Source organism: Heyndrickxia oleronia (assembly GCF_017809215.1).
Taxonomy (GTDB): Bacteria; Bacillota; Bacilli; order Bacillales; family Bacillaceae_C; genus Heyndrickxia; species Heyndrickxia oleronia.
Genome location: NZ_CP065424.1, coordinates 2,889,212 through 2,911,136, shown reverse-complemented (window position 1 = coordinate 2,911,136; position 21,925 = coordinate 2,889,212). Strand labels below are relative to the sequence as shown.

The window sequence follows — 21,925 nt, the reverse complement described above, 5'->3', positions numbered from 1 at the left end:
TGTAACATATTTTAATGAGGTGAATGATTTTATGTCACTTATGAATAAAAATAAACCGCGAATTGTTGTAAGTGAATCAATTTCATTAATCGACTCACCTGTAAAAATAACGATTCAAGATGTGAATCCTGGAGAGAAAGTAACAATTAAAGCAAAAAGGATTGCAACTGGATTAAAAAAGCTTGAACTAGAATCATATGCAATATTTATTGTTGATCGAAGTGGAAAAGTAGAACTCGATAGTCAGGAACCAATAAGCGGTAGCTACTCAGGCGTTGATGGGATGGGTCTCTTTTGGTCACTTGAATTGACTAAAATAGAGGAGTTAAGTTTCAACAATGAGTATAAAGTAGATCCCTTAGCGCCACAAATTTTTACATTATATCTAGAAATTAATCAGACAATTGTTCACGAAATTAAGATAACAAGGCTTTGGAAATCGGACAATATTGCTCGTCATGAAATAAGAGAAAATGGGCTTGTAGGCACTTTGTTTTGCATGAACGATCGAACTCCTTTGCCGGCAATTATTGTGTTAGGAGGTTCAGAGGGAGGGATCAATGAATATCTCCCAGCTCTATTATCCTCCCATGGTTTTACAGTATTCGCTCTAGCCTATTTTGGTATGGAGGATTTACCTAAGCAGGTAGTGAGGATTCCACTGGAATACATGAAATCGGCTATAGACTGGATAAAGTCTCGACCAGAAGCCATTCCTAATTGGAACGGTATCCATGGAACTTCCAAAGGGAGTGAATTAGCACTTTTGACTGCGAGTTTCTTTCAGGAGATTAAGGCAGTTGTATCATTAAATGGTTCTGCTATCTCATTCAGTGGTATAGTGCCATGGAGTAAGGATGAGGAACTTCCTCCTGCATGGACCTATAAAGGAATTCCAATCCCATATGCTTCACCAAAGAATCCTATAAGTGTAGCACTTGAATGTATCGAAATGAGGAAGAAAGCTGTGGGAGATCCTTTAGAAAAATGGTACAATGCCCTTTGTTCCGATCCTGAGGTTGTTGAAAAAGCAGTGATTCCAGTTGAAAAAATAAATGGAAATATTCTATTAGTCTCTGGAAAAGAAGATTTTACTTACAGATACTCAAAGAAGGCGATAGATAGATTGAAAAGCTACGAAACTTCTTATAATTATAAACACCTTATCTATGAAGGTGCTGGACATTCAATAGGAATACCATATGTTTACTATAGTCAAGGAAATAAAAAAGCAACTGCCTCTGCTAGTCTAGACTCATGGAAAAAAACAATCGAATTTTTTCATGAATGTTTAGAAACGAACTAATAAATGGGGGGATATGACAAATGTTTTTCCTCTCTTTTCAAGTTATTGAGCTGCTGATTGATAAGTAATCCAAGTCGGAGAAGGTTCAAAGGGAAAAGAATTTAATAGCTCCATCGCATATTCATCGGTCGTATCAAACTCTCCCTCAATAAATTGAAAACCTTGTTCAGCTGCAAAGACTACCTGTTCTATAACAAGCGATTGAAGTAATTTCTTATCCTGCTTATTTTTACAACCGCACCAACCTAGCTCCAAGCTAGTATCTTTGTAAGATTCATGTAAAAAAGAATAGGCTAGTATATCCTTAGAGTCCCAGCTAAGACAGATATAGCTTCCATCTAGAATAACATCATCATTTAAAAGTATGTTTTCCCATTCATCGAGGTCCATTTTGGCGACTGGATTACATATATGGGTTTGTTCATATATGAATCTTATTAAGTGTAATAATTTATCCATTAATTCGCGATTTTTTATTAATTCGTGCAATGTTGTAATATTAAGCTTGTCTTTCTTAAAATTAAAAGGGGCTAATTTCTTGATTTCCTGAACATTGATATTTGGCATATAGGTTCTTCTAATTTCGTAAAAATCATTTGTTTCAAATAATGTCTTTAAATGTATAGCTGTTTCCCATATCGAGGTTTGAAAAGGATATGTACTTATATTTAGTGTTTTAAGCTCGGAAAGTAATTTGTGCTCAATATTCCATCCACGATAAAATGGATGTGATAAAATTCTAAAATACATACAAAAAGGATGGAATGAACTGGTCCAAACAATTATTATCCCGACCAATTGATTATTTACATGCGCAGAAACGGTAAGAATTAGCCTTGTACTTTTTAACAAATTAAGTAGAGAATTTTCTTCATGACATAAAGAGATCAATTCTCTTAATTGTACTTCATTAACTTCTTCATTTTGCTTTATGGTTAAGTCCATTTTTAACCTCCAAAACTTTGCATATCATAAACTTTTTTGAGTTTTAATTCCAAAGGCAAGCCATCTTCCATCAATATCTTCTATAACAAATTCTTTATTATTGTAATCAGTATTTATTAGTGGTCGAATGATTTTTACATTTAAATCATTAAATTCTTGGTGAAGCTGTGTTTGGTTTTCTGTAATAAAATAAACATCGTACCCATAACCGTACAGTTTTCGATTCGGTACTACCGCTTGCCCATTTGACTTAGTTAAAATGATCTCGGTGGCATCACGATATAAACATATGTGAGGCTCCACAGTATCCAAATAATGAACAGCTTGAAAGCCAAGCTTTTGTTCGTAAAACTTTGCAGTTCTTAAAATATCTGGTGTCGGAAATACACAATGCGACATCAATAACCCTTTGTTCATGATAATATCTCCTAGCTTTTTCAATATGGTACACTAAGTAATATCTATACTTTTCAAAAATTGTAAAAACTTATAATTTTATATTAGTTTATTTTCTATTAAAATTGAAGTGCTTTTATTGTGGCTATTCTTGGTACTGTATGATATTAAAGAGCCGATGCGTATCAGAAAATTACAGGAAAGGAAATAAAGGATTTAGAATTATTTGAGGCATTACTAAGCTTTGATTCTTTTACAAAAATGATACCTTTAATCGAAGGATCAGATGATTCACATATAAGGGATCGGTCATTTAAATGGTTGTTGAGACGCTATGAACTGTTTGTTAAATACCACGGTAAAAGGTTTAAAAAAGCCGAAGAATTCTTATACTCTAAAGGCTTATATTTTCATGAAATATAGTTACATCATTCATAAGCTATTAACGATTGAATAGCATATTTGATAAATCTCCAAAATAGGGAAGTGATTGGGTGTTTGACAATAAAAGTACTTGGTCAGTCATTTTTAGCATCTTGGGAATCATGTTATATATCATGAGTTATCGAATATTTGATAACCCGACTTTTAGTGAAAAAATAATAATAGCAATAATCATTTGTGGTAGTTTAGTATCAATGTTTTTAAGCATTGTATATGGAATAATAGGTATGAAAAAGAAGGAAAGAGGTCCTTTTAAATATATAGGCATAACCATCATATTTCTTTTCTTTGTAGGTATAGCATTATCACCTATTTTTATGGGGTTATTTGGATTTAGGGAACCTTAAATTTGAATTTGTTCATATAACACTGCATTACTTGTTTTTAGTTCTACTTAAAAACAATATTCACTTCAGTCAATAGTTTCGCATATCCAAAATCGAGTATGGTTATCTATACTCGATTTTGGATGTTTGTTAATAATCAATTGCTAGTCGAAGATGAGGCGGCTGCAGTAGCAGCAGAAATTGCCGCAATCGAAGCAGCTTGTTGCGCTAGTATAATTGCTTGAATATTAGTAGCTGTTCCAATGGACAGAAGATCTTTGTCTTGGATTTTATCCTTCACGAGCATTTGAATAGAGAATAGTAAGCTCATCTCTTTATACCAACGGAATAGTTTTTTTTCATTTAGAATCGAATCAATCGAAATTATTTCATAAATGTATTTTTCAGGCTCGTCTAATAAAGCCAGTACACCAATGGTGGAAAAATGAATTCCTTTAATTTTTAAGTTATGCTTGCGGAATTGCTCATATAGATTTACGCAGTTTTCTGCTAATCTTTCACGGTTACTATTTTCTCCATAAGTAAGTATATGGGATAAAAATTGCAAATCATTTCCTTTACGGAATACTCGGTCTCCTAAATAGTGATAGAAAAATTCAATGTTTTCCATTTGATGTTCAATAGAATAGTTTATATTGGAAAGTAATACGGCTAAAGGATAATCATCATTCGATGTAAGAAAGAAATGCTTGCTTTTCATCGCCTTATATAGCTCCATCGCTAGACCTGCTTGTTCACTTCTATCCATGCCTTCCTTTGGGTGAGTTAATAATGTATATGCAGCTAAATAAGTATATGGTCCCTTGTGAAACCCTTTTTTAGTTAGAGCGTTATAACATTCTTTTAAATCACTGAATGCCTGAATCGGATCGGGAAATTGATTAATTAATAAAGATGCTAATGTATATCTCATCTCTGGATTTATACCTGAATACCACTTTATGTCTTTTTTTAGAAAATCAGATACTTTTAGAAATTCTTTAGGTTCTAGTTCCTTGCCAGATATCATAAACTGTGAAGCAATACTCATTCGAATTCGTTTATCAATACCCCAACTAATTGCATTTGTTAAGGCATCGAAAGAAGATACGAATTTTTCTGCTTGTTTTGCTATGTCCTGAAACATGAAAGCTCCTCCAATTTGTTAATTTGTACTTTTATTTACGTAGGTAGGTGGAAAAAAGTTTCAAATGAGTGATTGATCAAAACTGTTATAACCTATAAAAATACTTGGAATAATTCTTGACAAATTTATCCTCTGAATATATGATATTCACAATGAAATAATTCTTATCAAGAGAAGCCGAGGGACTGGTCCGATGACGCTTCAGCAACCTCTACATCAAGTAGAAAGGTGCTAATTCCAGCAAGCATAGTCTTGAGAGATAAGAGAGATCACATGAACAGTAAAGTCCTCTTTTCTTTTGAATGGAGGGCTTTTTTATTGCTAATTTTTCATTAAACCTCTAAAGGAAGGGATAACTTATGAATAAAATTGTCATTCTTTGTGGGAGTCCTCAAGAAAAGTCAAAAATTGAAGTAGTTCTTCGACATATTCAAACTATACTTGAAAGTGAAGGTTTTTCTATAACATTTTTATCTGTTTTAGATTTTTCACCGGTAAACCTAATAAAGGGGTATTATAACAGTATAGAAATAAAAAAATTTACAGAAGTGATGGAGGAAGCAGATGGAGTTCTAATTGGCTCTCCAGTTTATAAAGCTTCCTATACCGGAGCTTTAAAGTCACTCATTGATTTATTACCAGAGGGTGCATTAAAAGGAACACCTGTATTTCCATTAATGGTAGGAGGAACAGGTGCCCATCTATTAGCAATAGAATATGCACTAAAACCACTAATCAATAGTTTAAAAGGAAAGCCAACGCATGGGATATATATTTTAGATAGCCAAATTGATCGAATGAGTAAAGATAATCCAATTATTGATGTGGAGATCATAAATCGACTGTACGTACAGTTAAATGATTTTGTTCGATCCATTCAAATTAAAAATCCGTTTATTGCATAATTGAAGACGCTACTGTTTTTTAAGTTAAGGCTCTTTTCTCAAATATTGTTGCTATATAGTAAAGTTATAACTAATAAATATTAACCGAGGATCGCTACACGTTTCATTTTACTGAGAAAAAAGTTGCAATCTCCTTAAGAACCGCTAGAATCCTTAATTGAGAGTAAAAGCCGTAGTTGGACTTTTACAAAAGCAACAAACTATACGAAAAAAAGTATTCATCAGTATCATTTATATTAATAAGTAATGACAAATATAAGGGGGGATTATATGAGAAAAAGAATTAGTGAAGAAATAATGAAAATTGAAGAAACCTATCGAGTGAAGATATTATATGCATGTGAATCTGGTAGTCGTGCATGGGGATTTCCTTCTAAGGATAGTGATTATGATGTTCGGTTCATTTATATTCATTCAAAAGATTGGTATTTATCTATTGACCAAAAACGGGATGTGATTGAATTACCTATTAATGATTTACTTGATATGAATGGATGGGAAATAACAAAAGCTCTAAGGCTTTTTCGAAAATCAAATCCTTCGCTTCTTGAGTGGTTGAATTCTAGTATTGTTTATTATCAAGCTTATTCAACAATTGAGAAAATGAAAAATCTATCAAGTCAAGTTTTTGTTCCGACCGCTTCCATGTATCATTATTTAAATATGGGTAAACGAAACTTTCACAATTTTATGGAAAAAGATTATGTGAAAATTAAAAAATATTTTTATGTACTTCGCCCTGTTTTAGTATGTAAATGGATTGAAACATACAACACTTTCCCACCTATAGAATTTGCTGTGTTGCTTGAACAAATGATTCAAGAGGATGAAATCAAAACAACTATTAATCAATTGCTTGAAAGAAAGCAACATGGCGATGAAAGCGACCAGGAACTCAGAAACGATCTGCTTTACGATTATTTAAAAAAGGAAATGGCTCATTTAACTGATTTTGCTCACACTTTAAATAGTAAGGTGGTTGACCCAACGGACAAATTAAATCACTTATTTAGAGAGACATTAGATGAGGTTTGGGGATGATGCTATGCTCCATTCATCCTCTTTACCTATTTTTTGTGAAAGCCGGTTTTTATAAGTTTTGTACATCTTTTTGTAGCGAGGTAGAATATTGCTCTTTCCTGTAAACTATCTCCTCAATTGCAGTACTCCTTTATTTGTATCAGCCATAAAGTTAACAGTTGTCGATGACCACCTGTAATACTTCCATAAAAATTACAAGCTTCCTCGAAAATGTTGTCTATAAAAGTAAAGATAATTAGACCATTTTTTGTACCATGGGAATTAACTCTTATTTATTTGTTCCCAAATACATACTAGACACACATTCTCTTCAATATTTCGCATAATGTGTTCCAATCCCTGTCCCTGAGACACATTATCCCCAATATTTATGCAAAATGTGTATCCACCGCCATCCTTGATACACATTATCCCCAATATTTATGCAAAATGTGTATCCACCGCCATCCTTGATACACATTATCCCCAATATTTATGCAAAATGTGTATCCACCGCCATCCTTGATACACATTATCCCCAATATTTATGCAAAATGTGTATCCACCGCCATCCTTGAGACAGATTATCTGCAATATTCTCGCAAAATGTGTATCCATCGTCATCCCTGAGACACATTATCTGCAATATTCTCGCAAATGTGTATCCATCGTCATCCCTGAGACACATTATCTGCAATATTCTCGCAAAATGTGTACCCACCGCCATCCTTGAGACAGATTATCTGCAATATTCTCGCAAAATGTGTATCCACCGCATCCTTGATACACATTCTCTGCAATATTCTCGCAAAATGTGTATCCACCGCTGTCCCTGAGACAGATTATCTGCAATATTCTCGCAAAATGTGTATCCACCGCCATCCTTGAGACATATTATCCCTAATATTCTCGAATAATGTGTTCCAACCCCAATACTGAGAATATTCCCTATCACTCTCGTTTTATTTATATCAAAATCCTTCATAATTATAGACTTCCTCCAAGTCTAAACCTTCTCCATATAACTGTCTCTATTCAAAGAAGTATTTATAAAGTTCCTCTATCATTATTTATAACATTGATTTTTTGTTTCAAAGAGTATCCGTCTCCTTAGGATGCGTATATTCCATTAGCCATGCATCCCTGTATTCCCCTTCATGTAGTTCATGTTTTGGTAATAGCTTTATTTTCTTTAAATTGCATTTTTCATAACAGGCTATCGCACGTTTATTCCAGGTTTGGGGATCCATAACTACTCGCATAGCCTTTTTCTGAGTAGTTAAATAATCAATCATTGAACTTACAATGAGCTTTCCTAGGCCTTTGTTCCAATAATTTACATCTCCTATAAATTGGTCAGTGCCATAAATAATTTCAGAACCAACTGCATACCCGTATTTAATTTTTGTCTCAGCGTCTAGTGGATAATACTGAATATATCCGATTGGAATTCCTCGATGTTCTATAATGCACCCAATTACATCTTGACTTTTCCGATCATAAAAATGTTTATCTACCATTTCTAAATCATGTGGTCGATCCCGTCCCTCGTAAAATTGTAGTACCATTGGGTCCGATAGCCATTTTATTAGTAAATGTTTATCATTTTCACTTAGTCTTCGGACTAGTATTTCGCCTTTTTGATAAATCATATAAATTCTCCTTTAGCATAAAATACTAAGTATGAATTCTATTCTTCTTCTAAAATATCCTGCCCAATCAGGTGAATATACAGCTAGGGTATTCATCTTCAGTAAGATAGAAAAAGGTTGCAATCGCGAAAAATGTAATTTTATCTGAATAATGATAAAATAATAAGTGGAGTTTTTAATTGTTCTGCAAATAGTTTTTATAAATATGTTAAGTGAAATATTTTTATACTATATATTATATGGCTGTTCACTATTTCCAAAAAACTATTTGTTAAATCTACATGAATGAAATACATGGTAGATTAATCATTAACTAAAAATACTTAGAAGAGGGGTGATGTCATGGGACAAGGATATAGGAAAAGTTTTAAAATTGCTCCAGGTGTTAGATTAAATATTACTAATGAGGTAAGTGGAGCAAATGGTGGTGAAAAGGGGCTACGATATCGTGTTCATTCAAGAGTACAAGGACGAACTGAAGGTGTTTCAGGAACAGAAATCTCTTACACTGGCTTAATTTCTAATAGAAGGGGAATGTATAATTCAGCTTATAATAGACTGTTGGACATTACACGTCAATTACGTGAACAGGATAATCTTCAAGAATTAGAGAGAAATCGATTAGAAGTTGAATACTTTGAACATAAATTAGAAATGATTCAATCTATTCCAAAAGGAGCTGTTAGACCGATTGATTGGGTAGAGGTGAAAAGTATTCCTGAGCCTTTTGAAATGGGTAAAACTGGTCCACTGGAAAAAATTGCACAGGAAAATGCATATCACTATAAACCAAATCTTTTTGCCAAGCTTTTCAATAAAGATGAAAAAAAGAGGGAAAACCTTCAAAATCAAATTAAACTAGCTAGGGAAAATGATTTACGGGACTATCAAAGCTGGAAAAGGATGATTAATACCGCTCAGAATGTATTGAAAGGGAATGTAGATTCTTACTTTGACGTTATTCATGAATTTGCACCGTTAGAAGATATTAGTGGACTCGGAAGTGGATTCGAATTTATGATTCATAATTCACATGAAATGGAAGTTAACTTTGATGTTAATAGTGATTCGGTTGTACCAAATGAGGTACTATCATTAACAAAAAATGGGGATTTATCTAAGGAACAAATGCCTAAGGAACAATACTTTCAAATTCTTCAAGACTATGTCTTTAGCTGCACACAAAGAATTGCAAGAGACATGTTTTCACTACTTCCTCTAAAGACTATCTGTATCCATGCATTGGATGAACAGCGTAATACTATAACTGGACGCATAGAGAAGTTCATCATCCTTTCAGTCAAGATTGATAAACATAGTGTACAGAGCTTAAACCTTGACCTCCTAGATTATTCAAATTCCATAAAAACCTTTGAGCACCATTTGAATTTTAACCAGACATCAGGATTTCGTCCTGTACAAAAAGTTGAATGGACATCTTTAAATGTCTCATCATAAAAATTGTTTCAAAGTAAAAAGGTTTAATATTACTAAGCAATATGCTCACATTTGTTATTTTGACAAATGTGGGCATTTTTGCATAAGAAATAAATTATTCGCCATGATAAGGATGAATAACTTGAAAAAATAGGAGGAAGTTTATGAAACTTGCTGCACATGAATTAAACGATTTAAATGAATTAACGATGAGTTGTGTGAATTCTATTACTAACATGGCGTATATGTTGTAACATGTTCAATGTCAAGAGTTTAAAACTATATTAGAAACTCATTTTCCATTACATGTAAGAGACTATAATATGAAGGTCGAATTTCTGCATAAGGGGACCGGAGCCACAAAGGAATTGCCTTTATTAAAGGAGAACGGAAAACTTCAGGATTTTACTAACTCAAATATGAATCAGTATCCTCCTATACAACCACGAACAATGATTGAAAATATGAATGATCGAGAAATGGCCACTGCGTATTTACTAACCTTAAAACGAGCAGGTCGTGAATATGCTTGGTCAGCAATGGAAATGGCAAATCCAGAAGTTCGTTCATTCTGTCAAACTGCATTTATGATGAGTTGTTCTCATGCGTATGATATGTGGCAATATATGGTTAAGAAAGGTTATTATCCATTAGAACCAGCAGATCCCGCAGTAATTGGAAAAATAGGTGCGATGTATCAAGTTGTTCCGGAGGATCAATCACAAATTCAACAATATATGACTCAAAATCAAAATCCTATTGCGGGAAGTAGTGATCAAATGTATCAATAATAGCATGGAAAAAAGGTGTCTCATATATCAGAGATGCCTTTAATATTATATCTATTGTAAGTTTATGGTCAAAAACTAATAGATAATAATTTTGTTATGTAAACTAAATAGTCCGATTAAACCGAGTAAATTTAAATCACTTAACATCACACTAGCTGTATAGGGACTAGTTTGTTTTTTGTGAAAATTTGTTACATTCTCGTCACTTTTGGAGTATCATTAAATATGTAGTTATTTCAGTTTTTTCAAAACAAATACCCAGCTTTCCAAAAGCAGGGCATTTGTTAATAATTGACTGTATTAATTAATCTTCTGTTTTCCACTCATATAAGTCTTCTATCTGACAATTCAATTCCTTAGAGATAGTCATTGCCGAATTCAAGTTCATCACTTTTTTTGTTAGGAATTGTTCGAGCTGAACTTTAGGGATTTTCGTTTTTTGCTCTAACACTTCCAAATCCATGTTGTTTTTCTTTAAAAGTGTATGAAGTTTACTTTTTTTTGCTTTATAAATGGCCAAAATGGACACCTCACTTTAAATAAGCATAACATATTGCACTGGTAAATCAAAGTGATATTTCCAGCCAAAAGGAATCGTAGAAGTATGGTATAATAATGTGAGGAGGCTGTTAATATGAAAGATAATAGTAAGTTTAAAAAGAATGATTTAGCTAAAATAATCGAAACTGATGAACGGGTCACTATTTTAAAGTCAAAATATATAAGTAATATGAAACGATACTCATATATTGTAAAGGAGCATCCAGCTACTTTTTACTTTGAAGAAGAACTAGAGAAGTTATAAATAACTCAAATTTTACCAATTTTCTTCGTTATACATGATTAAGCATAGAATGACAAAATAAAAAGAGTGGAGAAATATTTCCACTCAAGAATAGGAGTTTTACTTGCTACAACTCCTAATCGATTTTTTGCTTTCACTATTCGATAACGGAGATTTGTCTGGACTTGGTTTCCAATTTTTTAAACGGTTTTTTATATAATCCTTCAGAAAGTCACGTTTCCTCTTTTTTCTTTTATCACGATTTTTCATGGAAAGTCACCCTCCTATTTCCTTTATTATAACTCTAATTCCCTTAATTAATGCGAAATAATTTATGTACTTTTGATTATAAATAGAATTTCAAAAAATGTAATTTAGAGTTTACTTTGCGACTGAAAGTGAAATGCTCCTTCACAAAGAAGGGGTATTGATTTTGAAACACTCTGTATTTGAACTAGGATCAATTAAGATAAACGAAATCGTTAACCTAAAAGCACAAATGTCATATATCACCAATTAATTTAAAGGTTTGAGCTTCCTTAAAAGCAGCTTAGGATAGCTTTTAGGGGATATTGCTTTAGGAAAGTCAATGATATTTAGGATAAAAGAGCCCTTCAAGTACGAAGGGCTTTTTCATATTGAATTAAAGGTCAGTAGAGAAAAAATGACTTATTTCCTTTAGATATTTAGGTGTTTTTCGATTTTCCTAATTTTAATCCATTAGTAATAATGCCAAGGATGCCTGTAATAATGAATATATAAGCTACAAACAAAGGGGTTGAGGAAAGCGATTCAGTAAATAATCTTAATAAGCCAGCAGCAAAAATTAGAAAGCTACCTATTAGTGCAACAACTATTTTATTGTCCATTTTGAATCCTCCCAAAATACAAATAATTTATCATCTTATAATGTTAACATATTTATCTAAATAGTTAACATTATTTTTGCATTTCATGATTCATCCTAAACTTAGGTCATAGACTGGACTCAATATTTCCAAATAGTTAATAGTTATTTTAACCCAGTCAAAAGGTATTAAGTGTTTTTACGGCCACAATTATCGTAACAAGCGTTAGAGAATATCAATTTCCTTAATTTACCTCCACCATAAAGTATAACTTGTAATTCCAAATTTTTTTTTATTGTAATAAAATTATTTTTGGATTTCTTAAACTATAGTGGGGGAGTAATAACGTTGAAAAAAAGAGTTTCACTATTCTTATTGATACTTGTATTATCATTTGTTATATTTATACTTAATGCAAATGCTAGTCCAGGTGGGTTAGACAAAAATGGAGGGCATTATTGTCGTACGAATTGTGCAAAGTATGGTTTAAAAACTGGCCAATATCATTATCATAATGCTGATGGTTCTATAACTTTAACAAAGCCAGTGACTAAACCAACAGTCAAGCCTGCTGCACCTGCCATAGCCATTTATATCAATGGTAAAAAGCAATCATATGACCAACCACCAGTAATCGATAATGGAAGAACATTGGTTCCTTTAAGAGGAATTTTTGAAAGTTTAGGAGCAACGGTTCAGTGGGATCAAAGGAAGCAGCAAGTAACTGCAACTAATTCAAAAATTAAAATTCTATTAAAAATTGGCTCGAAATCACCAACAGTAAATGGTAAAGTGGTACCGATTGATGTACCAGGAAAAATTATCAACGGCCGTACTCTTGTGCCTCTACGTTTTGTTGGTGAAGCACTTGGGGCAACTGTTGATTACAATGCAACAAGCCGAACAATTAAAATTACATCCAAAGCGACAATTTCAAGCGATACTACAATTGATTATGGGAAGCTGGATGCTACTGTTATTAATGTAATCGATGGAGACACAGTTAAAGTGAATGTAAGAGGTACGGAAGAAACGATTCGTTTACTTCTTGTAGATACACCAGAAACTGTACATCCAACAAAACCAGTCCAACCATTCGGTAAAGAAGCAAGTGATTTTTCCAAAAGTATAATGCCAGCTGGCAAAGCAATAAAGGTAGAGCTTGACGTTAGTGAGCGTGATAAATATGGACGTTTACTTGCATATATATATGTAGATGGAAAAATGGTAAACGAAACACTTCTTGAAAAAGGGCTTGCAAGAGTGGCCTATGTATATGCACCAAACACTCGTTATGTAGATGAATTTCGTGAAATCCAAAGTAAGACTCAAAAACAAGCGATAGGAATTTGGAGTATCGAAAACTATGTACAAGAGGATGGATTTCACTCCTAATTAATATAAATGCCCTTCTCATTTGAGAGGGGCAATTGTTCTTTAAAACGTAATAAATTTTGTTGTTGTCAAGGAGTAGTATGCAATAATCCCTACTATTACGAAAAACTGGAGAATGATTCCTATAATACTACATATCAACCCCAAAATGGCAAATCCTCTGCCATCCTCACTATTTCTTTCAATTTCTTTTATTGCCTTTTTCTTGATATGAAATACTAATTACACCGAGAATTAAACTAATTATCAAATGATTATTGATATACTTTTTTTCCATCCTTCTACATTTAGTTTATGAATTAAAAGAATGGGTTTTATATGTTTCTAGTTAATTTGAAGTTCATTTGATAAAATGGAATACCCGATTTGCATGTTGCATAACCAACGATGATCAACTGTAAATATCTTTCTAAGGAAAATAGGAAAAAAAAACACTTATTATTAATAGATTTATAACCTATTTTCCCAATACAAATTACGTACCTAGTCTATTACAATAAAAGTAGAATTATCAAAACCTGATAGATGGGGAGTGATAAAACTTGCTGATTTCTGAAGCAACAGAAGATATATTAGAAGATTGGAATACAAAAATTACTCAAAGGAATATTAAAGAGGCTAAAAATTTAAAAAAAGAAGTAGATGTTATGTTTCAAAGATTAGATGATATCGAAAGTGAAAAAAATTATTTGATTCTTTCAGGTTATTATTATTTACTGCAAAATGATTCTCTAGAACTTAAAATGATCATTGAAAGAATGGGAAATATTCCAGAATTAAGTTTCTATCATCATTTTTTCCAAGGGATACGCGCCTATAATTTAAGGCGTTACGATGATGCATTGGATTGTTACCGTATTGCAGAAAAATATCTTAATAAAAACAATCCAATCGAAACAGCAGAATTCTACTATAGAGTGGCAGCGGTCTATTACCAAGTTCAGGAAACGTTAATGTCGGTAAATCTTATCCAAAAGGCATTAGAAGTTTTCGAAAAAAATGGAAAGTACAGAAATCGTCTCGGAGATTGTAGAATGCTGCTAGGTCTTAATTATATTGATATGAGACAATTTGTAGAAGCAGAGGACCAATTTCATATTGCCAGAGACATTGCCCAACGAATTAATGATTCTGGATTACTAGCACGTATCAATCATAACTTAGGTTTTATGTATGCAGAGCAAGGATTGTCAGAAGCTGCTGTTCGTTATCTTTCAAATGTTTTAAGAGATGAGGATTACGATTATTCAGAAAGTTACATAAAAACTATCTTTTTATTAACTCGTGAGTATTTTAAATTAAATCAGATTGATGCAGGTAAAGAATGGTACGAAAAAGGAATCGCATTAGCACATGAATTAAATAATGTTGAATATAAAGTTAAATTTACTTTATTAAATGCATTGTATTTAGATAATAAAGATTTTGAAAGTACGTTTAAAAGTGGAATTGCATTTCTTCAGCAAGAAAAGTTGTGGTTGGATATCGAAGAATATGCTCAAATTTTTGCTAGGTTTTATCTTGATTGTAAGGGCTACCAAAAGGCCGCGGAATACTACGAAATTGCTATTGAAGCAAAAAATGAAATCAAAAAAATGGAGGGGTTAAAATGAGAAAAAAATTATTTGTAGGTATCATTTCAGCAACTGCATTATTAGGAATAATGGTAAATGGAATAGGAGCAAAACAAACTAATGTAGTAGCAGAGCGAGGAATCGTGTCTCCAGCACCAGTAAATAGTATAACAAATGTAGTAGCGGAGCGAGGAATCGTGTCTCCAGCACCAGTAAATAGTATAACTAATGTAGTAGCAGAGCGAGGAATCGTGTCTCCAGCACCAGTAAATAGTATAACAAATGTAGTAGCGGAGCGAGGAATCGTGTCCCCAGCACCAGTAAATAGTTTAACAAATATAGTAGCGGAGCGAGGAGTCGTATCGCCAGCACCAGTAAATAGTATAACAAATGTAGTAGCAGAACGAGGAATCGTGTCCCCGGCACCAGTAAATAGTTTAACAAATATAGTAGCGGAGCGAGGAGTCGTATCCCCAGCACCAGTAAATAGTATAACAAATATAGTAGCAGAGCGAGGAGTCGTATCGCCAGCACCAGTAAATAGTATAACAAATATAGTAGCAGAGCGAGGAGTCGTGTCTCCAGCACCGGTAAATAATATAACAAATGTAGTAGCGGAGCGAGGAATCGTATCCCCAGCACCGGTAAATAATCAATCAAATGTATTTGCTTAATGCAACAACTTGAATATTAAATTGTTTTATTAATTTTTGTATGTTCCCCCTTTAACATATAAAATATTTTTATAAATAGAAGACACTTGGTAGTTGATATACTGCCAAGTGTCTTCTATTTATATTAAAGAGATGTCTAAGATTTTACTTTTTCCTCTTCATTAATATATTTCGGAGAAGAATTTAATATATCAAATGCTTTTTCATAGATGTATTGAACAACATACATGTATAAAGATTTTATTAAAAACAAGATAGAGAGTTTGAATTTTGATAATTTAACAAGAGTGACATAGTGTGTTTTTTCCATCAAAGGAATAAAAAGATATGTAAAAAAGGAATCGATTATTATATTTAAGATGAAATAAAGCTTGAACTTACCAAATGTGTATTTTAAAATCCAAATTGAGCCAACAAAAAAAGGGCCTAATATTAATGGAAGCTCCCCAATTACATTAGGTTTTATCTTGTAGTTGAATCTCCACCATTTTTTCTTTTCTGCATGAATTCCTTCAATTACTAAATATATTGATGTCATGATTGTACCAGGAAGAAATCGTTTAATCGTTTTTTTTTCAATAAAAGGAATAGTTAACCATGGTAATACAAGCATAGAAATTACAAACAAATTTTTATTCCTCATAAAATAAACATCCTTTACCAGATCTCAATAAGTATATTCTGCCTATTTTATCTTGAGTTATGTAGGTTTTTCTAGAAAATGTGACATAGCATTATATCTTCTACGTATTTGATAAAAGGTAAATTAACATAGGTTGTTATCACTCGGAAAAGTGAAGGAAAAAATATAGTAATATAGGTTAGAAAAAATTCAAAAAGTTCTAATTATAATTCATTTATTACTGCAGTTTTTCGTAATTATAAAGAGAAGAAGGAGGAGGTGATATATTTGACAAAACAGATGATATCTATTTGGGAAGAACACTTCTTTTGGTTAGAAATTTTACAAGATCATGCCTACTTTGTAAGGGACTATTTATCACCTAGTGAACTAGAACATGTTCATGTAGCTCAACAATATATTCATCTATTCGGTAATTTACTAGCAATGTTGAACGAAATAAACATAACAACTAAGTCAACTGATAAAGCTTCTATTCAATTTTCAGAACGAGTGTGGCCTGTTGCAAAAGGTTATTTTGAATTTGAAGGAAAATTACAAGCTCTTCGCATAGAAAATAAGGTAAATTTGAATTTATCACCAACCTATCTAAATGGAACACTTGCGGAAAACCAAGAATATTTGCGATTATTAAGCTACTGGGTCAAAGGGAAAGACCCAGCACCACTACCGCTTGTCGATTTAATGGATCTGTGGTTGGAAGACCAATTAGGTCATGTGCTGTTATTTGAAAATATACTAGACCCCATTGAAATTAGTACAATGAGGCAGACAGAAGAATATATAAGTAAATATCAAATGTTTATTGTTCAAAATCGACATTTAAGAGGTTACTTGCGTTTCAAAGAACCAGGATTTGCTCGGCAAAAACAATTTGCCCATGAAGTTGGATTAACGACAATAGAAATGAATCAGTTTATTTATGAAATGGTAATTAAATATAAAGAAAATAGGATTCTTAATAAAACGAATCTACGATTTTTAGAGCATCATTTTCCTGAAACTTGTTATTTTATAAAAAAACTGAGTGATTATGCACCGGAATTACAAGAAACTGCTTCAAAATGTCCGCTAAAAAAACCTTCCTATACTTAAAATATATTTAGCTCCATCTTAAGTTTAATCTTAGTTTATCAGTTTGGCTAAATACTTATTATCAAAATATTGCGGATGAAGATAACGGAAAAAATTATTTTATTATTGGTGCTATCCAAAGGATTTTTCAACGGATAGCACCACTTTGTTTTTTCATAAGGTTGTTTCGTACAATTTGTTGCTAGTGTACAAGTCTGACTGCTGAAATTTACAATTGGCACTTAATCAATGTAATGAAAGGTAGAAAACTTCAGACGATAGTTATGTTAAAACTTTGGTTAAATAGCAACAATGTTGGGGAAAAGAGCCTAAAGAAAACATAAACATTATACATCCTTATCGAGTGGTTTATGTTACATGTAAATCAGAATTGGATTTATGACGAAAAGCAATGAAAAACCAAATAAGATTAATGATTAAAGATGCAATGCATAGACTTATGACTATAAAAATTGAAGTTGGAAATTTACCAGTAAATATACTCACAACACCTACGGTTACTGCAGTAGAAAAAAATATAAACATACCTAAACCGCATAGAATGCCCATCAGAAGTTTCATTCCCTTAACTCCTATAATAAATAGAAAAAGTGGAACTAAATAACAAATGAGAATCATACCGATAGCTGACCACATTCCAGTACTACCAAATTTATTTGCATTTGGTCCTAATTCTGATAGAGGTGAGAGGGATATTGCAACAGTTATCAGGCAAAAGAATATAGCTGAAATAGATGTGAATATTATAACCGGTTGTTTTTTAGTATTAATGATAGTAGTCATTCCTTTCAATTGTAAAATTTATCCTATTTACCATTTTAACTGATTTTTGTAAAATTAGTAATAGAATGTTTAAAAATTCATTTAAAACTAAAGGAGATTATTTGAATATATTTTTTGGAATTATTTTTATTTTAGGCGTTTTGTGATCTATGATTTGATTCGCAGAGTTAATCAAAATATATTAATTCAAACAGAAGAAATAAAAAAATTGCAGGAGGAATTAAAACTAAGAAGATAAAATATCATGCGGAGAATAGAATTTTTACATCATTGGATATTGGGTGATGAACGGCAATAAAAAATGGTGTTAGATAATAACTAATTGATAATGAATTAAAATTGAATATATAATAAGGGATTAATAGCTCAAACGTAAAAATCTTTAAATTAGAAAATGACTGATTGAGTATTAATCCTATAAACAATTTTTTGCTATTATCCTATTGTCTTAACTGTCTATTCAATCTAGTACGTTTTCATACCAAAAAATTCAGTTAAGAAATAAGTGAATATCACAACTTTTACGATTAAGTAATTATGATTGCTGAGAAGTTTATATAAATCTCTATTAATTAATGCATTATGTTATTACCTCAAATAGTATAGCAACTCCAATTCCACCAGCGCTGCCTATTGCGGCAAGAACAAATTTTACATTTTCCTTACGTTGAACTTCAAAAAATAGACGCGTCACAAGGATAGCACCTGATGCTGCATAGGGATGTCCTAATGTTAAGGCACCACCACGATTATTTAATTTATTCATAGGAATTTGTAATTGATGTGCACAAGCTAGTACCTTTGATGCGAATGCTTCATTAATTTCAACTAAATCAATCTCTGCCATTGTAAGATTATTTCTTTTTAGTAAATCTAAAATAGCTGGGACAGGAGAAATACCTGGGTATTGTGGATGTACCCCTGCCAATTGACTATCGACAAAACGTAAAATTGGCTTAAATCCTAAACTATGGGCTAAGTTTTCTTCCATGAGGACAACAGCAGATGCTCCATCATGTATACCACAACTATTTGCTGCGGTGACAGTACCTTTTTCTTTATCGAATAAAGGAATAGCCCGTTTAACAAGTTTATCCATTTTTCTTTTCCTTAAAAACTCTTCATCTTGATATATCCCTTTAATAGGAATGATTTCTTCTTCATACATCCCTGATTGATAAGCCTGCCAGCTTCGCTGATAACTTAACAAAGCATATTCGTCTTGCATTTCACGAGTAATTTGATATTTAAAAGCGATATTTTCAGCTGCTACTCCCATATCTGGATCACCTAATTGATGTGGAGCAAATTTTGCCCTTTTTTTAAAAGGGGATGTACTAACACTCTCAACACCACCAGCAATATAGCATTGTCCAGCTTCTCCTTGAATGAGATAGCAAGCCGTTCGAATAGCATCAAGACCTGCGCTGCATTGTCTATCGATGGTCATTCCTGTGACGGTAAGTGGAAATCCCGCCTCTAAAGCGGAAAATCGAGCCAAATTCCCGCCTGGGCCAACTACATTTCCTAATAATACATCATCTATTAGGTTTTCGATATCTTTCCCTAACGATTTCAAAAGGGGGGATATAAGTTGATGGGGTTCTAGATATTGGAATATTCCTTTTTCTCTTCCTATAGGTGTTCGATTTGCACGGATGATTACTGCGCTTTTTTTCATCAGTAGTTTCCTCCAATGATCATTTTTTTAACTAAGTCCCTTGCAATCTTACCGCTAGAAGTAAGTGGTAATTTGTCAACAATAATCCATTTGCGTGGAACTTTATAAGAGGAAAGTTTTGTTTTACATAAATCTTTTAATTCCTGTACTTTGACATTACCCTTTACTACTGCTGTTACAATTTCACCCCAGTATCTATCTTTTAACCCAATCACTGCTACTTGCTTAACATTGGGATGTATTGATAATACAGTTTCAATTTCTTCCGGAAATATATTTATCCCTCCATACAGAATCATATTATTTTCACGGCCATGAATATATAAATAACCATTAGAATCCAAGTAGCCTATATCATGAACAGTCATCCAACCTTCTTTATCAATAATAGGAATAATGGATGATTCTCCTGTAAATTTGTAACCAAGAAATGACATGTTGCTTCTAACGAAAATTTTTCCTGTTTCACCAATTAAGGCAAGCTCACCATTCTTTTTGCGGATTTGAATTTCCACATTATGACAAGGTTTTCCTACTGAGTTTGGAAAGTGCTGATTGTCCTCATGAGAGAGGACAGTGACGAAACTTAATTCACTAGCCCCATAATATTCATAAAGCTTTAGTAAAGGAAATGCCTTTTTTAATCTTAATTTAGAATGATGCTCCCATTTTGCACCAGATGATACAATAGTTAATGGTTTTTCAATTGTTTCACCCGTCTTTAACAAGCTTTCAATCATCGTGGGAACCATAAAGACAACCTTAATCGGATATATTTGTATCATCTTCTTCAGTTGGGATACAGAATATTTTTCTAATAGATAAATAGTTCCGCCAAAATATAAAATACTAATAGCCCCATATAAAAAATGAGAATGGACCAGTCCACCTGGTATAAGTACATCTTCAGATCCTTTTAAATGAAGGTCAATAACATTGCATTTGAAGCTTTCAACCCAAGAGCTATGGGAACGGACAAATGCTTTCGGCTTTCCTGTAGAACCTGATGTAAACCCCATATAAAAAGGAACATCCTCTAATAGTACGGATGGGGGAAAAGGCTTGCTATCTACATCAGCTAACAGTTGTTCCAAAAGTACTACTTTTCTGTGACAAAAGGATAATCTATGTGAATACTTTTCAATTGTAATGATCATGGAAGGGTTGCAAAGATCGATTCTACTTTTTAAATCCTTTACATTCCATTTCAAATCTAGTGGACATACTATCCATCCTGCACTTGAAGCACCCGCAAAGATTTGCAAGAAAGGAATTCCATTAGGTAGAAGGATAGCTATAACTTTATTACTAGATTTCTTTTTTGATAAAAAGAAATTTGCAAGTTGAGATACGGAGGTAAATAACTGGTTATATGTAATTTTATGATTGATAGTTTGAATCGCTATCCGTTCTGGATGATTTTTTCGATGTTGAATATATGTGGAAGTAATTGTGTTCATATTGTTCTCCTTTTAAAAAGAAAGAGACACATTACTGTGCCCTTCTAATATTTGGTAATCGGCTAGATATCCCAGGTGAATTTTTTAGTTTATAAACTAAAAATGAAGCAACAACGGCTTTAATCAAATCTCCAGGAATATAGACTAAACTAATCTTAATCGTTTTTATAATAGGAATATCCATTATGAATGACTGGACAGGTATTCCGAAAACGTAAAGCAATAAAACGCCAACTAATACATTTATTATAAATATTTTAAAAAAACCTATGGAGTTTATTCTTGAAATAAAATATCCGACTAAGAAGGAGATGATAATATAACCAAATAAATATCCTGCACTAGGACCTACAAATACACCAATCCCTCCTCGACCTCCAGATAGTAGGGGTATTCCTGTAGCAACAATAGCTAAAAATACAATTTGACTCCAAGCTCCTAATCTTGCTCCTAGAATTCCCCCAGATAATAGAACACCAATGGTTTGAATCGTAATAGGGACGGGAGTAAAAGATAAAGTAATAGGTGGAATTAGTCCTAATGCTCCCATTACAGCTGCAAATAACGAAATATATGTAATGTCTCGAACTTTCATATGTAATCTCCTTACAAAATATCT

At 32.6% G+C, this 21,925-nt stretch carries 23 protein-coding genes and 1 riboswitch; of the genes, 11 read left to right on the top strand and 12 right to left on the bottom strand.

What is annotated here, in order from left to right:
- The first annotated feature begins 31 nt into the window (after positions 1 to 31).
- Entirely contained in the window at positions 32 to 1,306 is a 1,275-nt protein-coding gene (locus I5818_RS14625) for an acyl-CoA thioesterase/bile acid-CoA:amino acid N-acyltransferase family protein (protein WP_078110684.1), read from the top strand.
- Positions 1,307 to 1,348: 42 nt separating this feature from the next.
- On the opposite strand, the gene I5818_RS14620 is transcribed toward I5818_RS14625, so the two are convergent.
- Positions 1,349 to 2,251, bottom strand: coding sequence for a hypothetical protein (locus I5818_RS14620; protein ID WP_209391773.1), 903 nt, complete (start codon positions 2,249 to 2,251; stop codon positions 1,349 to 1,351).
- A 24-nt stretch (positions 2,252 to 2,275) separates the two neighbouring features.
- Positions 2,276 to 2,668 (bottom strand): VOC family protein, encoded by a 393-nt coding sequence (locus tag I5818_RS14615; protein ID WP_078111056.1) that lies wholly within the window; start codon positions 2,666 to 2,668, stop codon positions 2,276 to 2,278.
- 473 nt (positions 2,669 to 3,141) lie between these two features.
- On the opposite strand from I5818_RS14615, the gene I5818_RS14610 reads away from it, so the two are divergent.
- Positions 3,142 to 3,438 (top strand): hypothetical protein, encoded by a 297-nt coding sequence (locus I5818_RS14610; protein WP_078111057.1) that lies wholly within the window; start codon positions 3,142 to 3,144, stop codon positions 3,436 to 3,438.
- A 136-nt stretch (positions 3,439 to 3,574) separates the two neighbouring features.
- Here I5818_RS14610 and I5818_RS14605 read toward each other — a convergent pair whose 3' ends face one another.
- Entirely contained in the window at positions 3,575 to 4,564 is a 990-nt protein-coding gene (locus I5818_RS14605) for a DUF4003 family protein (protein ID WP_078111058.1), read from the bottom strand.
- A gap of 161 nt (positions 4,565 to 4,725) precedes the next feature.
- Positions 4,726 to 4,830, top strand: a riboswitch (SAM riboswitch).
- Positions 4,831 to 4,923: 93 nt separating this feature from the next.
- On the opposite strand from I5818_RS14605, the gene ssuE reads away from it, so the two are divergent.
- Both ssuE and I5818_RS14595 read left to right on the top strand, forming a co-directional pair.
- Positions 4,924 to 5,469 (top strand): NADPH-dependent FMN reductase, encoded by a 546-nt coding sequence (ssuE, locus tag I5818_RS14600; RefSeq protein ID WP_058003919.1) that lies wholly within the window; start codon positions 4,924 to 4,926, stop codon positions 5,467 to 5,469.
- A gap of 270 nt (positions 5,470 to 5,739) precedes the next feature.
- The gene (locus I5818_RS14595) at positions 5,740 to 6,510 is read left to right on the top strand and encodes a nucleotidyltransferase domain-containing protein (protein WP_078111059.1); all 771 of its coding nucleotides are present in this window, start codon (positions 5,740 to 5,742) and stop codon (positions 6,508 to 6,510) included.
- 1,070 nt (positions 6,511 to 7,580) lie between these two features.
- Here the strand turns inward: I5818_RS14595 and I5818_RS14590 are convergent.
- Positions 7,581 to 8,141, bottom strand: coding sequence for a GNAT family N-acetyltransferase (locus I5818_RS14590; protein ID WP_078111060.1), 561 nt, complete (start codon positions 8,139 to 8,141; stop codon positions 7,581 to 7,583).
- Between the two features lie 342 nt (positions 8,142 to 8,483).
- On the opposite strand from I5818_RS14590, the gene I5818_RS14585 reads away from it, so the two are divergent.
- Both I5818_RS14585 and I5818_RS14580 read left to right on the top strand, forming a co-directional pair.
- Positions 8,484 to 9,599, top strand: coding sequence for a DUF4236 domain-containing protein (locus tag I5818_RS14585; protein WP_078111061.1), 1,116 nt, complete (start codon positions 8,484 to 8,486; stop codon positions 9,597 to 9,599).
- Between the two features lie 302 nt (positions 9,600 to 9,901).
- Positions 9,902 to 10,369 (top strand): spore coat protein, encoded by a 468-nt coding sequence (locus I5818_RS14580; protein WP_235849804.1) that lies wholly within the window; start codon positions 9,902 to 9,904, stop codon positions 10,367 to 10,369.
- Positions 10,370 to 10,673: 304 nt separating this feature from the next.
- Here I5818_RS14580 and I5818_RS14575 read toward each other — a convergent pair whose 3' ends face one another.
- Entirely contained in the window at positions 10,674 to 10,889 is a 216-nt protein-coding gene (locus I5818_RS14575) for a helix-turn-helix domain-containing protein (RefSeq protein ID WP_058003924.1), read from the bottom strand.
- Positions 10,890 to 11,003: 114 nt separating this feature from the next.
- Between I5818_RS14575 and I5818_RS14570 the strand changes: the two genes are divergently transcribed.
- The gene (locus I5818_RS14570) at positions 11,004 to 11,174 is read left to right on the top strand and encodes a hypothetical protein (RefSeq protein ID WP_169792985.1); all 171 of its coding nucleotides are present in this window, start codon (positions 11,004 to 11,006) and stop codon (positions 11,172 to 11,174) included.
- 99 nt (positions 11,175 to 11,273) lie between these two features.
- Here the strand turns inward: I5818_RS14570 and I5818_RS14565 are convergent, their stop codons facing one another.
- Both I5818_RS14565 and I5818_RS14560 read right to left on the bottom strand, forming a co-directional pair.
- A complete protein-coding gene (locus tag I5818_RS14565; RefSeq protein WP_169792986.1) occupies positions 11,274 to 11,423 on the bottom strand; it encodes a hypothetical protein in 150 nt (49 codons plus the stop codon).
- Positions 11,424 to 11,839: 416 nt separating this feature from the next.
- On the bottom strand, positions 11,840 to 12,022 hold the full coding sequence (locus I5818_RS14560) for a hypothetical protein (protein ID WP_058003925.1): 183 nt from the start codon (positions 12,020 to 12,022) through the stop codon (positions 11,840 to 11,842).
- Between the two features lie 327 nt (positions 12,023 to 12,349).
- Between I5818_RS14560 and I5818_RS14555 the strand changes: the two genes are divergently transcribed.
- The 3 genes from I5818_RS14555 to I5818_RS14545 all read left to right on the top strand — a co-directional run bounded on the left by I5818_RS14555 (position 12,350) and on the right by I5818_RS14545 (position 15,644).
- A complete protein-coding gene (locus I5818_RS14555) occupies positions 12,350 to 13,396 on the top strand; it encodes a stalk domain-containing protein (RefSeq protein ID WP_139358173.1) in 1,047 nt (348 codons plus the stop codon).
- Positions 13,397 to 13,938: 542 nt separating this feature from the next.
- On the top strand, positions 13,939 to 15,009 hold the full coding sequence (locus I5818_RS14550; RefSeq protein WP_078111468.1) for a tetratricopeptide repeat protein: 1,071 nt from the start codon (positions 13,939 to 13,941) through the stop codon (positions 15,007 to 15,009).
- Positions 15,006 to 15,644, top strand: coding sequence for a hypothetical protein (locus I5818_RS14545; protein ID WP_209391772.1), 639 nt, complete (start codon positions 15,006 to 15,008; stop codon positions 15,642 to 15,644). Before I5818_RS14550 ends, I5818_RS14545 begins: the two co-directional genes overlap by 4 nt.
- A gap of 136 nt (positions 15,645 to 15,780) precedes the next feature.
- On the opposite strand, the gene I5818_RS14540 is transcribed toward I5818_RS14545, so the two are convergent.
- Positions 15,781 to 16,287 (bottom strand): hypothetical protein, encoded by a 507-nt coding sequence (locus I5818_RS14540; protein WP_065107253.1) that lies wholly within the window; start codon positions 16,285 to 16,287, stop codon positions 15,781 to 15,783.
- Positions 16,288 to 16,554: 267 nt separating this feature from the next.
- Here I5818_RS14540 and I5818_RS14535 point away from each other — a divergent pair, with 267 nt between their 5' ends.
- Positions 16,555 to 17,382, top strand: a complete 828-nt coding sequence (locus I5818_RS14535; protein ID WP_235849787.1) for a DUF2935 domain-containing protein — start codon at positions 16,555 to 16,557, stop codon at positions 17,380 to 17,382.
- Positions 17,383 to 17,730: 348 nt separating this feature from the next.
- Here the strand turns inward: I5818_RS14535 and I5818_RS14530 are convergent, their stop codons facing one another.
- From I5818_RS14530 to I5818_RS14515, 4 genes are all read right to left on the bottom strand, one after another.
- Positions 17,731 to 18,165: a DUF5391 family protein gene (locus I5818_RS14530; RefSeq protein WP_078111018.1), complete on the bottom strand. Its 435-nt coding sequence runs from the start codon at positions 18,163 to 18,165 to the stop codon at positions 17,731 to 17,733.
- Positions 18,166 to 18,745: 580 nt separating this feature from the next.
- Positions 18,746 to 19,846: an acetyl-CoA C-acyltransferase gene (locus tag I5818_RS14525; RefSeq protein ID WP_078111499.1), complete on the bottom strand. Its 1,101-nt coding sequence runs from the start codon at positions 19,844 to 19,846 to the stop codon at positions 18,746 to 18,748.
- Positions 19,846 to 21,306, bottom strand: coding sequence for an AMP-binding protein (locus I5818_RS14520; RefSeq protein WP_078111498.1), 1,461 nt, complete (start codon positions 21,304 to 21,306; stop codon positions 19,846 to 19,848). The genes I5818_RS14525 and I5818_RS14520 overlap by 1 nt, the downstream gene beginning before the upstream one ends.
- 31 nt (positions 21,307 to 21,337) lie before the next feature.
- The gene (locus tag I5818_RS14515) at positions 21,338 to 21,901 is read right to left on the bottom strand and encodes a biotin transporter BioY (protein WP_078111497.1); all 564 of its coding nucleotides are present in this window, start codon (positions 21,899 to 21,901) and stop codon (positions 21,338 to 21,340) included.
- Positions 21,902 to 21,925: the final 24 nt, after the last annotated feature.